General features: G+C 61.0%; 13 protein-coding genes. 8 read left to right on the forward strand and 5 right to left on the reverse strand.

The annotated features are described in order from the left end of the window. Positions 1-50 precede the first annotated feature (50 nt). Positions 51-1,313: an outer membrane protein transport protein gene (locus tag Q0X85_RS09605; RefSeq protein ID WP_297771659.1), complete on the reverse strand. Its 1,263-nt coding sequence runs from the start codon at positions 1,311-1,313 to the stop codon at positions 51-53. Positions 1,314-1,637: 324 nt separating this feature from the next. Between Q0X85_RS09605 and Q0X85_RS09610 the strand changes: the two genes are divergently transcribed. Then, entirely contained in the window at positions 1,638-3,185 is a 1,548-nt protein-coding gene (locus Q0X85_RS09610) for a trimethylamine methyltransferase family protein (RefSeq protein ID WP_297771661.1), read from the forward strand. Between the two features lie 56 nt (positions 3,186-3,241). Here Q0X85_RS09610 and Q0X85_RS09615 read toward each other — a convergent pair whose 3' ends face one another. Further along, positions 3,242-3,541, reverse strand: a complete 300-nt coding sequence (locus Q0X85_RS09615) for a DUF6477 family protein (RefSeq protein WP_297771663.1) — start codon at positions 3,539-3,541, stop codon at positions 3,242-3,244. Between the two features lie 383 nt (positions 3,542-3,924). On the opposite strand from Q0X85_RS09615, the gene Q0X85_RS09620 reads away from it, so the two are divergent. Beyond that, positions 3,925-4,887: a DUF6456 domain-containing protein gene (locus tag Q0X85_RS09620; RefSeq protein WP_366129718.1), complete on the forward strand. Its 963-nt coding sequence runs from the start codon at positions 3,925-3,927 to the stop codon at positions 4,885-4,887. On the opposite strand, the gene Q0X85_RS09625 is transcribed toward Q0X85_RS09620, so the two are convergent. Next, complete coding sequence (locus Q0X85_RS09625) at positions 4,884-5,609, reverse strand: VIT1/CCC1 transporter family protein (protein WP_297771667.1); 726 nt, start codon at positions 5,607-5,609, stop codon at positions 4,884-4,886. The two genes, Q0X85_RS09620 and Q0X85_RS09625, sit on opposite strands and share 4 nt — an antisense overlap. Before the next feature lie 121 nt (positions 5,610-5,730). Between Q0X85_RS09625 and Q0X85_RS09630 the strand changes: the two genes are divergently transcribed. Both Q0X85_RS09630 and lipA read left to right on the forward strand, forming a co-directional pair. Then, on the forward strand, positions 5,731-6,717 hold the full coding sequence (locus Q0X85_RS09630) for a hydrogen peroxide-inducible genes activator (protein ID WP_297771668.1): 987 nt from the start codon (positions 5,731-5,733) through the stop codon (positions 6,715-6,717). A gap of 122 nt (positions 6,718-6,839) precedes the next feature. Then, positions 6,840-7,784, forward strand: a complete 945-nt coding sequence (lipA, locus tag Q0X85_RS09635) for a lipoyl synthase (protein ID WP_297771669.1) — start codon at positions 6,840-6,842, stop codon at positions 7,782-7,784. Between the two features lie 116 nt (positions 7,785-7,900). Here lipA and Q0X85_RS09640 read toward each other — a convergent pair whose 3' ends face one another. Continuing rightward, positions 7,901-8,470 carry a DUF882 domain-containing protein gene (locus tag Q0X85_RS09640; protein WP_297771670.1) on the reverse strand — a complete coding sequence of 190 codons (570 nt, stop codon included), beginning with the start codon at positions 8,468-8,470 and terminating at the stop codon, positions 7,901-7,903. Positions 8,471-8,838: 368 nt separating this feature from the next. Between Q0X85_RS09640 and Q0X85_RS09645 the strand changes: the two genes are divergently transcribed. From Q0X85_RS09645 to Q0X85_RS09660, 4 genes are read left to right on the forward strand one after another with little or no spacing between them, the layout of a single operon-like run. Continuing rightward, positions 8,839-10,410: a L,D-transpeptidase family protein gene (locus Q0X85_RS09645; RefSeq protein ID WP_297771793.1), complete on the forward strand. Its 1,572-nt coding sequence runs from the start codon at positions 8,839-8,841 to the stop codon at positions 10,408-10,410. 27 nt (positions 10,411-10,437) lie between these two features. Next, positions 10,438-11,529: a UDP-3-O-(3-hydroxymyristoyl)glucosamine N-acyltransferase gene (lpxD, locus tag Q0X85_RS09650; RefSeq protein ID WP_297771671.1), complete on the forward strand. Its 1,092-nt coding sequence runs from the start codon at positions 10,438-10,440 to the stop codon at positions 11,527-11,529. 40 nt (positions 11,530-11,569) lie between these two features. Then, the gene (locus Q0X85_RS09655) at positions 11,570-11,830 is read left to right on the forward strand and encodes a phosphopantetheine-binding protein (RefSeq protein WP_297771672.1); all 261 of its coding nucleotides are present in this window, start codon (positions 11,570-11,572) and stop codon (positions 11,828-11,830) included. Next, a complete protein-coding gene (locus tag Q0X85_RS09660) occupies positions 11,827-13,038 on the forward strand; it encodes a beta-ketoacyl-[acyl-carrier-protein] synthase family protein (protein WP_297771673.1) in 1,212 nt (403 codons plus the stop codon). The genes Q0X85_RS09655 and Q0X85_RS09660 overlap by 4 nt, the downstream gene beginning before the upstream one ends. 63 nt (positions 13,039-13,101) lie before the next feature. Here Q0X85_RS09660 and Q0X85_RS09665 read toward each other — a convergent pair whose 3' ends face one another. Continuing rightward, entirely contained in the window at positions 13,102-13,737 is a 636-nt protein-coding gene (locus Q0X85_RS09665) for an invasion associated locus B family protein (protein ID WP_297771674.1), read from the reverse strand. Positions 13,738-13,798 lie beyond the last annotated feature (61 nt).

Raw genomic sequence — 13,798 nt, forward strand, 5'->3', positions numbered from 1 at the left:
AGTAGAACGCGCGCCGCATCTGCGCAAGAGAAAGCGGCGCGCGGGCGGTGTCACCAGCGATAGCTGAGCCCGGTCGCGATCTCGTGCTGCTTCATGCGGATGCGCACATCTTGCGGGGCCCCGGTCAGCGCCGGGTTGTTGCCCGAGACGCTGTTGGAGAAGGCATGCGTGTAGGAAAAGGTAAAGGCCCAGCGGTCATTGATCCGGTAGGTGCCGCCCGCCGAGAGGTGCCATTGCGGGGTTGCGGGGGCGATGGTGTTGATCACCACGTCGCCGGAATTGCCGATGAACTCGGTCGAGTAGCTGACGCCGCTGCGCAGGGTCAGTTGGTCGGAGGTGCGCCAGATCGCGGCGAGCCGCCAGACATCGACATCCTGCCAGCCGAAGCCGACGCCGTTCGCGCCACCCAGAGGGCCGCCCGGAGGGGCGCTGGAATTGGCGATGGCATCGACCCCGCCGTAAAAGATGCGCTGGTATTCGGCGGTGATGGTCCAGTCGGGGGCTGCGCGGGGGGTGTAGGCCGCGCCGAGGGTGAGCATCGCGGGAATGTCGAATTCGCCGCCATCGGCGAAGAGGCCCTTGTAGCGGCTGAATTCGGACATCTGGATCTTGTTGCGATAGGCCGCGCCGAGCGTCCATTCGTCGCTGGCCTCAAAGAGCAGGCCGAGGTTGAGGCCGAGGCCGGTCGACCAGTCATGGCCGCGATTGGTGACATCGCCGGGGGCGACCGAGAGGCCGGAAAAGGCCTGCAAACCTTGTGCCTTGAAGCGTTGCACGGCGAGGATGGGCGAGATCCCGAACGTGAGCCGGTCGCTGACCTGCCGTGCGTAGTTGACGGTGATGAAGGCCTGTTCGAGGTTGACGCCCACGGGCGACGAACCGGCCCCGAGACCGGCAAAGAAATTGGTGTTGAACTCGGTGTTCATGCCGCCATTGGCGAAGACGAACACTCCGAGCGACGAGCGGTCATCCAGCGCCCAGTTGGCGCCGCCGCAGGGGATGAAGAAGACGTCGTTTTCGCTGGAATGGGTGCCGGGGGTCAGGGGGCCGCCGGGTTGAATGCGCACGTCGCGATTGGGCGCGAAGGTGGTCAGGCAGAACCCGGCGCTGTTGCCGACCTTGACGCCGGTGGCGGGGTTCTGCGCCATGCCCAGAACGCCGGTCGGCACCGCGACGCCCGCGCCCGCCATGCCCTTGGACTTGCCGCCATAGCCGTTGGCGAAATAGCCGTTGGTGGCCTGTGCCGGTGCGGCGAGCAAAGCCCCGCCGACCAGAACGCTGGCCAACCAACGCAATTTGCTTGTCGATCTCATCATGTTGTCCCTTCATCGCACCGTGCGGCGTTCGCCGCGTCTTTCAAGTTTTATCGGGCTTTGCCAGAACCACATGGATCAACCGGGAAAACCGAACATCGCGAGAGTCATATTGCATTCCGGGAATGTGATTTGCCGTACACTTTTTCGTGTTCGGCCGGTCAGGGCCTCTGCGTCGCATCGACTGGCCATTCGTGTCGCTTTTCCCCCGCAATCGCCGGAATCCTTGCCTGTCAAGCTCAGTCAAACAGGTATGACGTGAAAATACCTGCCATTTGGCGGGAGCAAGGGCTATCGCAATTGACCACATAAAAGGGTGCAACCATGTCAGAAGCAGCAGCGCGCAGCAGACGAACCCGGGGCGGCGGCGGGGCCGCGCGACGTGCCGAGCGCACTGCCGTCAGCGTCGAGACCGCGCGCTATATCGAACGCAACATTCCCAATTTCGAGGTTCTGAGCGAAGAGGCACTTGATATCATCGAGGCGAATGCCGAGACGATCCTCGAAGAGGTTGGCGTGAATTTCGTACAGAATCCGGCGGCGTTGCAGCGTTGGCGCGATGCGGGTGCGGATGTTACCGGAGAGCGGGTGCGCATTCCGCGCGGCCTTGCACGGCAGCTGTGTTCGACCGCGCCATCGCGCATCACGCAGCACGCCCGCAACCCCGAGCGCACGGTAGAGATCGGCGGCAACACGCTGGTCTGCGCCCCGGTCTATGGCCCGCCCTTCGTGCGCGATATCGAGGGTGGCCGCCGTTACGCGACGATGGACGACTTCCGCAAGTTCGTGAAGCTGGGCTATATGTCCAAATGGCTGCATCATTCCGGGGGAACCGTCTGCGAGCCAACGGATATCCCGGTCAACAAGCGCCACCTCGATATGCTGCTTGCGCACATGACACTGTCGGACAAGCCGTTCATGGGCTCGGTGACAGAGCCCAGCCGCGCGCAGGACAGCGTGGAGATGTGCAACATCCTCTTCGGGTCGGAGTTCGTGCAGGACAACACGGTGATGACCTCGTTGATCAACGTCAACTCGCCGATGACTTTTGATGATGTCATGATGGGTGCGCTTGAGGTTTATGCCGCCAACAATCAGGCCTGCATTATCTCACCGTTCATCGTGGGCGGTGCGATGGCACCCGTCTCGGTCGCGGGCACACTCACGCAGGTGCTTGCCGAAGTGCTCGCTGGCATCGCTTACAGCCAGTTGGTGCGCCCCGGCGCCCCGGTCATTTTCGGCACCTTCGTCACGTCGATCGACATGAACTCGGGCGCGCCCACCTTCGGCACACCAGAGGCCGCGCATATCACTTATGGTGCGGGGCAATTGGCACGTCGTCTGGGGCTGCCATTTCGGTCGTCCGGCTCGTTCAACGGCTCCAAGCTGCCCGATGCCCAAGCCGGATACGAGACCGCCAACAGCCTCAATGTCGGGCTGCTCGCCGGGGTCAACTTCATGCTGCATTCCTGCGGCTGGCTCGAAGGTGGCCTCGTGTCGTCCTTCGAGAAATTCGTGATGGACGCCGATCAGTTGGGCACATTGCATCACCTTGCCCGGGGTGTTCAGGTCGACGAGGAGGCGCAGGCGATGGACGCCATCCGCGAGGTGGGTCCGGGCGGCCATTATCTGGGCTGTGCGCATACCCAGGCGAATTTCAAGAACGCGTTCTGGCGTTCGAACCTGTTTGACTACAAGCCGTTCGAGACATGGTCTGAAGAAGGTGAACGCGACACCATGATGCTGGCCAATGCACGGGTCAAGAAACTGCTGGGTGACTACCAGCAGCCTGCACTTGATCCCGGTATTGCCGAGGCTCTCGAGGCCTATGTCGCCAAGCGCAAGGCAGAGATGCCGGACGCGTTCAGCTAAGCCATTGTCGAAACCAGACGCGCGCCGGGATACGTTCGCGGCGCGCGTTGGCTTTTTCAGTCTCTCGAAAGGGCCGGAGCGATAGTGAGCTGCCGGGCCTCTCCCATCATGACAATCAATACGTCCACGTGCTGGGCCGGAGAGTAGGTGCTTGCCTGCTCAAGCCGATCACGTTCGAGCATCGCCTCCGTCTCGATCAGGCTCATCAGTGCCACCGCGCTGCGGGGCAGGGTGCCGTCGCCGATATGGCGGCGCAGATGTATGTCGCGTCGATAGTCATCGAGTCCGATGCGTGCCGCGCGGATCAAGAGCGGCGGGCGGTGCAGCGCTCTGAGTGTGCCAAGGATATCATGCATTATGGGCTCCCGTGTTTGTGCGGATCTTGGTCGCACGGTTTCGGGGCCTGTTGCGTGGTTGTCGCAAAGGGCGCGCGCAGTGCTTTGAGTTTGTTTACTACTTGTCAACAAAGGTTGCTTTACTGGAAACAATTAACGAACCGGTAATATTTGCACGTTTAAGTTGTGGATAACTCTGTGGATAAGGTGCCGTATCGCAATCCGGTACTGTATGTTCGTAACTTGGGGGACTGACGATGCGCGAGGGGTATGCGATCAAATCCGATTGGCAAGAGGTCCCATCTTGGGTGCCTGAGGCGGCCCTGCATTATCTTGCCCATACCGAGACAGGCACGCCCATTCGGGCACTTGCGAGGCGGGCAGGGCGGCATGCCTCCACTGTGATGCGTCAGATTCGCGCCTTCGAGACCCGGCGCGATGACCTTTTGGTTGACGAGGCGCTTCGGCGTCTCGGTCAGCGCGTTATCCATGACACGGCACCCGGTTCTCCTGCCAAGGAGCCCCCGATGACGTCCCAGACAAACCTTTCAGACCCACAGGATGGAACCCTTACCGAAAACCGTCTCAAATCCGAGGCACGGCGGGTCTTGCGCCGGTTGTGCGAGACCGGTTCGGTCTTGGCCGTTTCCGCCGCGATGGACAAAGCGATCGTCGTGCGGGGTACGACGTCCGACCAACCGTCGCGCACCGCCGTTGTCGAGCGCGAAGTGGCAGAGGCCCTGGCGCTCAAGGGGTGGATCGCCTGCGATCACCCTGGGCGGATTTCGCGCTATCACATCACGGGCGCCGGGCGTAACGCCTTGGGGCTCATGCTGGCCGAGGCGGAAAATAATGCCAGCGGTCTCGGCGATGCACAAATCGTGATGTCCGGACGTGACGACCCGCGTGAGCATGGCGTGAGCCGCGTGCGCTACGGGTTGGCAGAGTCACCTTTGATCGCCTTGGCCCGGCGTCGCGACAAGGATGGAAGCCGCTTTCTCTCGTCTGATCTGGTGCGTGCGGGAGAGCGGCTTCGCGAAGATTTCGAACTCGCTCACATGGCACCGCGTGTCACTCAGAACTGGGATCATTTCCTGACGCATGTCGACCAACCGGGCGGCGCGGGCCGTGCTACGGGCTTTGGGGCCGAAGCGGCGCGCGCGCGCGTCACCGGTGCGCTGCGTGATCTCGGACCGGGGCTTGGCGATGTCGTGCTGCGGTGCTGCTGTTATCTTGAGGGGCTGGAGCGGGCGGAAAAGAAAATGGGCTGGTCCGCGCGGTCTGGCAAAATCGTGTTGCGCATCGCCTTGCAGCGGCTCAAGCGCCACTACGAAGGCCTTGGTGACGCGGGCGGAATGATGGGTTAGGCCCCAACAACCACGCCCACCGTGAATGCGACAACGGCGCAAACCGTGCCGACAAGCACGGTTTCGCCCAGACTGCGCCAGAGTTGATGACCGGTCGCACTCCACCGCAAGAGCCCCAGCAGGATCAGCGCCAAAAGGGTGGCGACGATGGACATGCGTGTCGTCTCCTCTGTCGCATCGAACAGCATGTAGGGGATCAGCGGCACCACACCGAAGCATACGAAGGCGCCAAAGGTGAACAGGCCATTGCGCAACGGGCTCTCGGTTTCGGGCGCTGTGAGGCCGGTCGCGTGGCTCAGGATCGTCTCGCTCATCAAATCAGGATGGCGCAGAAACGTGGTGGCGGTGGTCCTTGCCTCTTTGGCGCCGAGGCCGCGCGCCTGCAACAGGTTCGCCAGATGGGTGGCCTGTATGTCGGGAGTTTCGTGAATGGCGCGCAGTTCGTGGGCTTTTCTGGCCCTGTAAAGATCGTGCTGCGCACGCAGTGACAGGAATTCTCCGAGGCCCATGCTGACCGCATCCGCCAGCAAATTCGCCAGCCCAAAGAGCAGCACCGCCAGGCCGCCCACCTGTGCTACGCCCTCGGCCTGCGCACCGGCAAAGCCCGCAACGATGGCGAAGGTTGTTACGATCCCGTCCGTGCCACCAAAGACGATTTGCTTGAGAAACTCCTGTTTGTGACCCAGCCTGCTTTGGGTGAGCCCTTGGGCCTGCCTGTCCATTTGCGTATTCCGGTTCCCGTCTTATGTATCCAGCGGAGCATAAGGCGGCATATCGCACGCTGCAAAGCGGCTTTCTATAATTCTATCTTGCGACTTTTGGCGAACGGGATAACTTTAGGGTATGAGCGTTACCTTCAGGCAGCTTCACTATTTCAAGGCGCTCGCGGAACAGCGCAATTTCGGGCGTGCGGCAGAGATGGTCAACATTTCGCAACCCGCCCTTTCGGTGCAGATCAAGGAGCTTGAAACGCTTTTGGGCGACAAGTTGGTCGAGCGACGGGCGCGGGATGTGGTGCTCACCCCGTTCGGGCGGCTGATACTTGAGCACGCGACGCGTGTGCTACAGGACGTGCAGGCCCTGACCGAGGCCGCGCGATGGCAGGGCGGGCTGGCCGGGCGGCTCTCGCTCGGGATCATTCCAACCATTGCGCCCTATATCCTTCCGGGAGTTCTGGAAGCGTTGCGCAGTCGCGACATTTCGCTTGATGTGCAAGTGCGTGAGGCAAAGACCGATCAGCTCATTGCAGATATCCAGAACGGTCAGTTGGACGCGGCGATCATGGCGCACCCCGTGGCGGCGGAGGGGCTCAGTGAGCGGTTGCTGTTCGAGGACCGGTTCTTGCTCGCGGGTACGGTCGCCCGCCTCGCGGCCCTCGGGCAGGGGGCAGAGGCGCTGCGACCGACCAGTCTGGCACAGACGCCGCTGCTATTGCTGGAAGACGGGCATTGCCTGACAGAGCAAGCGCTTGAGGTTTGCGGGCGCGGGCGCGGACATGCGCAGATTGACATGGGCGCATCTTCGCTTGGTACCTTGTCGCGATTGGTTGCTGCGGGCTTTGGCCTGACCCTCATGCCCGAGATTGCGGCGACGACCGAGTTGCGCGCGGCATCCGGTATTAAATTGAGGCGCTTTGCCCCGCCCGAACCCGCGCGGCAGATTGTCCTGGCGCGCCGCAAGAGCACGCATGACGAGGTGTGGTTCGAAAAGCTCGCCGAGATTCTGAAAGCGGTGGGCCAGGACATGATCGACGAGGCGCGCCACACGCAGCCAGGGATGCGGCCTGCGCCACAGACAGCGCAGGCCACCACTCAAAAGGACACTCGCTAAATGCGATGGCCACTCGTTACGCTTTATGCACTGGCCGGGATGCGGCGTTGCGCAACTGGTACTTTCCATCGCTATGACTTATAATAGGTAAGAGTTATCAAACCATTCGCGGGGAAAAATTCGTGCGCGATCTCAAACTGCCGGACCAACGTCATCCCGAAAAGGCGCATCGCGCCACCACGTCCCAACCGCGCAAGCCCGATTGGATCCGGGTCAAGGCGCCAACGAGCAAGGCGTATTTCGAAACGCACCGCATCATGCGTGAAAACAAGCTTGTGACAGTGTGCGAAGAGGCGGGATGCCCCAATGCCGGCGAATGTTGGAGCCAGGGCCACGCGACCATGATGATCATGGGGGAGATATGTACGCGCGGTTGCACCTTTTGCAACGTTGCCACAGGCAAGCCGCAAACGCTTGACGTGTTCGAACCGGGCCGGGTGGCGGATGCCGTGGCAAAGCTGGGTCTGAATCACGTCGTTGTCACGAGCGTCGACCGCGATGATCTCGAAGATGGCGGCGCCGAGCATTTCGCGCAGACGATCCGGGCGATCCGTCATCGTGCTCCGGGCACGACCATCGAGATCCTGACGCCTGATTTCCTGCATTGCGGCGAGAGCGTTCTTGAAACCGTGGTCGCGGCCAAGCCGGACGTTTTCAACCACAATCTGGAAACCGTGCCGGGGCTTTATCCATCGGTGCGGCCGGGTGCGCGCTATTTCCATTCGCTGCGCTTGTTGCAGCGGGTCAAGGAAATGGACCCCGGCATGTTCACCAAATCCGGTATCATGGTCGGCCTCGGAGAAGACCGGCAGTCCGTGCATCAGGTGATGGATGACATGCGAGCCGCCGATATTGATTTTTTGACCATTGGGCAATATCTGCAACCAACCCCAAAGCATCACGCCTTGGACCGGTTTGTTCATCCCGATGAGTTCGCGGCCTATGAACGCGCCGCCTATGGCAAAGGGTTTTTGATGGTCTCCGCGTCGCCGCTCACCCGTTCAAGCTATCACGCGGGAGATGATTTTGCGCGGCTTAGGGCCGCGCGTGATGCGAAACTGGCCTGATGGCCAGTTTCGCATTTGCGAGCGGGAAAGTGTCAGAGTGATATAAAAAAGAGCGGGCCGGTAAGACCGGCCCGCTCTTTTTCGGTTTGCTAGGTTAGCTTTGCTAGGGTGGTCGCTCAGCGCCCCCAGGTGCGTACCGGTCCACAATCCATGTGAACAAAGTTGCTGCCCGAATAGCGTCCAACTCCGCCGCCACCGCAAGCGACCCCGGCGCGGTAAATCTGGCTGACGGACCGGCTTCCGAGCCGCAGATCCGCCGCTTCACCGACCATGTGACGCGAGTTCTTGGCCACGCCACGCGACCGGCTGCGCAACATCGCATTTGTCTGCGGGCTGCGATACCCGCTGAGCAATGTGTAAGGCTCGGACGCATCAAGCAAGTTATGACTTGCGGCCATGATGTCGATCGTGCGCAGATCAATGTTACGCACCTGATTTGTACGCCAGTCCCGCATGAAGAGCGAAATTTCACGAACGGCGTCCTTGAGGTAGTCGCCTTCGATCCAGTAGATCGTATCAAGCCGTTCACCCGTGCGCGGGGACACCATGCGGACCCGCCTTATGTCACCTGCTCCGCGCAGGAACCCCGCAGCGTTGGAAAACGTCGGAGCGGCAGAGATCGCGGTGGCCGCAAAAATTTGGAGGACCCCACGGCGTGAGATACCAGTCGTGCTGAATTTTGTCATCATTTCAAGCGCCTGTCCCGTCGCCTACCTGTGGCCGCTGTCCCGCGACCTTTTGCATTTCATCCCCAGATGCACCGTTTGTATGCCATAACAAGAATCAACGTCCAAGTGCTCTTTTGATATGCCGCGCCAGCATCAAGGGTTTTCGGCGGGATCTCGCGCATTAATTCACCACTGTGACTTAGAAGTGCGCGCCCCGCTGCATTTTCGCCGCACTCACGCGGTTGTTCTCTAACGTGACACGGATTCGTTAGCAAATATTTGAGGGCGGAGATCTTTATTGGCACTATCAAGAGAATCGATAGGTTTTGAAGTGAGGTTTTGAGATGAAGAGTCTGCTGCGGGTCCCGCGTCTGAGACACACGCTGATGATCGCATCACTTGCGCTGATGTCCGCCGTGGTTGCCGCGCCGGCGATGGCTCAGGTCACAGCGTTTCGCCAAGCTGTCGCCGAGGCGGCGGCCGACGACCGTGAGTTGGCCGCGTTCTACCGGTCCAATGATTACCGGCCGGTCTGGACCGGCGAGGCTGATATGGACCGCGCGCGGCGTCAGGCGCTCGTCCAGGCTCTGGCGCGCGCGGATTTGCACGGTCTGCCTGCGGTTCGCTACGACCTGCCGGGGCTCATGGCGCGCATGGAGGCGGCGCGCTCCATGCGGGATCTCGGGCTGATCGAGGTTGAACTCAGCCGCACGTATTTGCGGTACGCGCGCGATGTGCAATCTGGCGTACTTGTGCCGTCCGGTGTGGACACTGATATCAAACGCGAGGTCACGGACCGCGAGGTGTCGGCCTATATGCACGACATTGTCACGCGCGCCCCGCACAAGGCCATGCGTGCCTTGCCGCCCCAGAGCAACGAATACGCGCGCCTGCTCAAGGAAAAGCTGCGCCTTGAACGGTTGATGACACAAGGAGGTTGGGGGCCTGCGGTGCCCGCGCAGACCTTGCGCCCCGGCGATAGCGGGCAAGCCGTGGTGGCGCTGCGCAACCGGCTCATCGCCATGGGCTACATGACGCGCAGTTCTGCGCATAGCTATGATGCACGCCTGCAAGAGGCCGTTCAGACCTTTCAGGCCGAGCATGGGCTGGAGGCAGACGGCGTGGCCGGTGCAAGCACCATGACCGCGCTCAACATCCCCGTCGCGGAGCGTCTCAAATCCGTGATCGTCGCGATGGAACGCGAACGCTGGCTGAGCGAGGACCGTGGTCAAAGGCATATCCTCGTCAATCTCACGGATTTCAGCGCCCGTATCCTGGACAATGACCAGGTGACCTTTCAGACTCGCGCCGTGATCGGCAAGAATGTCGGCGATCGTCGCAGCCCCGAATTCTCGGATGAGATGGAGCACATGGTCGTCAATCCGACATGGCATGTGCCGCGTTCGATCACCGTCAAGGAATACCTGCCCCAGATGAAGCGTAATCGAAACGCGGCATCGCATCTGAAGCTCTATAACCGCAATGGTCGCGAGGTCAGCCGCGGTGCGATCAATTTCGCGGCCTACAATGCGCGGAACTTTCCCTTCGCGATCAAGCAGCCACCCTCGCCGCGCAACGCGCTTGGGCTGGTCAAGTTCATGTTCCCCAACAAGTACAACATTTATCTCCATGACACGCCGCAAAAGGCACTCTTCGACCGTGAGAAACGGGATTTCAGCCATGGGTGTATCCGTTTGCACCAACCGTTCGATTTCGCCTATGCGCTCCTTGCAAAACAGGAGACCAATCCACAGGGGTACTTCCACTCGGTTCTGGACACGCGCCGCGAAACCTATGTGGAACTGAAACAGCATGTGCCGGTCCATATCATCTACCGGACGGCCTTCACGCAGGCGCAGGGACGCACGCAGTATCGTGGCGATGTCTACGGGCGGGACGCGCGGATATGGGATGCGCTGGACAAGGCAGGGGTTTCGTTGGGCGCGGTTCAGGGCTAAATACCGCTTCGGTAGAAGGGGTGTTGCATGTCCTACAGCATAGATCAGGTCGCAGCAGCGCTCGGGGCGCAGGCTCTCGGGGCATCGGATATCATGATCGACGGCGTGGCCGAGCCGGCCGATGCCGGCCCCGACGATCTCGCACTCGCGATGTCACCCCGCTATGCCGAAGGACTTCTGCGCGGCAAGGCGCGTGCGGCGGTGGTTTGGGACGGGGCCGACTGGCAAGGCCTCGGTCTAAAAGCCGCAATAATCGCGCCACGCCCCCGCTATGTGATGCCGGGGCTGACACGCCTGCTTGACCCGGGGCAGGGGTGGGAGGCCGGACGACACCCCTCCGCCGTCATTCACGCCGAAGCTCAGCTCGCGCCGGATGTGAGCGTCGGCCCGCTTGCGGTGATCGGCAAAGGCGCCCGTATCGGGGCTGGCACGGTCATAGGACCGCAATGTTTCATTGGAACAGATACCCGGATCGGCGATGGTGCCGTGTTACGCGAGGGGGTTCGCATTGGGGCACGTGTCACTATTGGCGAGCGTTTCATTGCACAGCCCGGTGCGGTGATCGGGGGGGACGGGTTTTCTTTTGTCACCCCGGAGACATCCGCGGTTGAGCAGGGCCGGGCCACATTGGGCAATATCGGTGACGCCGCCGCGCAAAGTTGGACCCGTATACACAGCCTTGGGTCGGTCACCATCGGCGACGATGTCGAGGTTGGCGCCAATTGCACGATCGACCGAGGCACGATCCGCGACACGCAGATTGGCCACGGCACCAAGATCGACAATCTCGTCATGATTGGCCACAATGTCATTATCGGGCGTGATTGTCTGCTCTGCGGACTTGTGGGGATAGCCGGGTCGACCCGGATCGGCAACAATGTCGTGCTCGGCGGCAAGACAGGCGTGAGCGACAATATCTTTATCGGCGACAACGTGATCACCGGCGGCGGCACCATAGTCTTGTCAAATATTCCAGCGGGTCGGATGATGCTGGGATATCCGGCGATGCAAATGGGAACCACAGTTGACGTGTTCAAGGGCCTTCGCCGTCTGAAAAGATTGTATGCCGAGGTCGCCGATCTTAAAAAAACCGTTACAAAGCTGACGCAGAACAGCTGACAACCGCCCGTCCCCGAGCGAAAGAACGAAAGATTTTGCAATGAGCAGCATTCAGGACCGTGTCATCGCCATCATCGCAGAACAGGCCGTGCTGGAGCCTTCGGATGTGAGCCTCGACAGCACGCCAGAGGATCTGGGCATCGACAGCCTCGGTCTCGTCGAGAGCATATTCGCGATTGAGGAGGCGTTCGATATCTCGGTCCCGTTCAACGCCAATGATCCGTCGGAAAGCGATTTCGACATCTCGTCGGTGCGTTCGATCATTGCCGGTATTGAAAAGCTGATCGCGGAACAATCGTGAAGCGCGTCGTCATTACAGGCGCAGGCACGATCAACGCCCTTGGTGCCGATGTTCCAACGACGCTCGAAGCGATGCGTGAGGGGCGCTGCGGCATTTCCGAGCTCGAGTTTCAGGATGTCGAGCGGCTCTCGATCAGGATCGGGGCGCAAGTCAAGAATTACGACCCCGAGGCGCAGTTCAACCGGCAACAGCTTGCCCTGTATGACCGCTTCACCCAATTCACGCTCATCGCGGCGCGAGAGGCGATCGCGCAGGCAGGTCTTGAATTCACGGGCGAGCTGGCGGCGCGCGCCGGTGTCATTCTGGGCAACTCAGGCGGCGGCATGACCACGCTGGATGAAAATTATCGCTCGGTCTACGAGGATGGCAAGAACCGCGTTCATCCCTTTGTCGTCCCCAAGCTGATGAACAATGCAGCCGCGTCGCACCTGTCGATGAAGTTCAATCTCAAGGGGCCCACCTTTACCGTCTCGACGGCCTGCGCGTCGTCAAATCATGCCATGGCGCAAGCGTTTCAGATGGTGCATGGCGGCATCACACCCGCGATGATCACCGGCGGCTCTGAATCGATGCTCTGCTTCGGCGGGGTCAAGGCATGGGAGGGGCTGCGCGTGATGTCGCGTGATGCCTGCCGCCCGTTTTCCGCCAATCGTAATGGGATGGTACAGGGGGAAGGCGCAGCGATCTTCGTGTTCGAGGAATACGAGCACGCGCGCAAGCGTGGTGCCGAGATACTGGCAGAGGTCGTGGGCTTTGCAATGACGTCGGATGCCTCCGACATCGTCATGCCGTCCAAGCAGGGCGCGGCCCGCGCGATCACGGGCGCGTTGCACGATGCCCGCGTCAATCCGGACGAGGTTGGCTATATCAACGCACACGGCACCGGCACGGCTGCGAATGACAAGACCGAGAGCGCGGCAGTCGCGGATGTGTTTGGTCATCATGCCGATACGTTGATGATCTCGTCGACCAAGTCGATGCATGCCCACCTGATCGGAGGCACCGGCGCGGTGGAGCTTTTGGCCTGCATCATGGCGCTGCGTGACGGAATCATCGCCCCGACGATCGGCTATGAAGAGCCAGATCCCGAATGCGCGCTCGACGTGGTGCCGAATGTCGCGCGCGAAGCCTCTGTCGAGGTGGCGCTCAGCAACGCCTTTGCCTTTGGCGGGCTGAATGCGGTGCTGGCCCTCAAGCGGTTTAGCTGAGGCTGGAAACGCAAAGCGCCGCCTCGGGTAGAGGCGGCGCCGAGCAACGTAGCTTCGCTGCGATCAGTTTTGCAGGATGGATGCCTCGTCAAAGGCCGCCGTAAAGCCGCTGAGCGATGCGTCGATGCGCACTTTTTGATCCGGAGCCTGTGCCGGCACGATCTCTATCGTCGCTTTCACACCGCGCTTCATCGCGTCGATATCCGCTTCGGTCAGGCCGATCCGGGCAAAACAACCGCCCATCGTGCAGAACGAATAGGCGTAGCTCTTCGCTTTGCCGCCATCGACCGACAGCTTGATTTCCTCGGTCAGCAATGTCCCGAGCGGTGCGGCGATGGTCGCACCGGCAACGACGGGCGATCCCTCCGGCAGCCGGTAGATGCTGAACTCGGCCACGGGGTTTCCACCGCTTTCAGTCAGAAGCTGATACATCTGGCACAGCTCTTCCTGACCCTCGGCTTCTGGCCGAAAGCATTTCAGTTGCCAATCCTCATGCGTCGCCTTGATATAGGACGGGTCCTCGTTGACTTCGCGTCCCGTATCCAGCCCGCCGATACCGGCCGCGCCATCGCTGCTCTCCGCTTCGGCTTCGGCTTCGGCTTCGGGTGTCGGGGCGGGTTCTGCTGCCTCTTGCGCGCTCAGCACTGTGCCAAGGCTTAGAAATGCGGCAATCGACAAGCTCGTAAGAAATTTAGGCATCGTTTCCCCATGTCCTATTCTGCTGTTTCCCGCGATTTAGCATGGCGCGGCTGTACTGTCA

The organism is uncultured Roseovarius sp. (genome assembly GCF_947259555.1).
Lineage (GTDB): Bacteria > Pseudomonadota > Alphaproteobacteria > Rhodobacterales > Rhodobacteraceae > Roseovarius.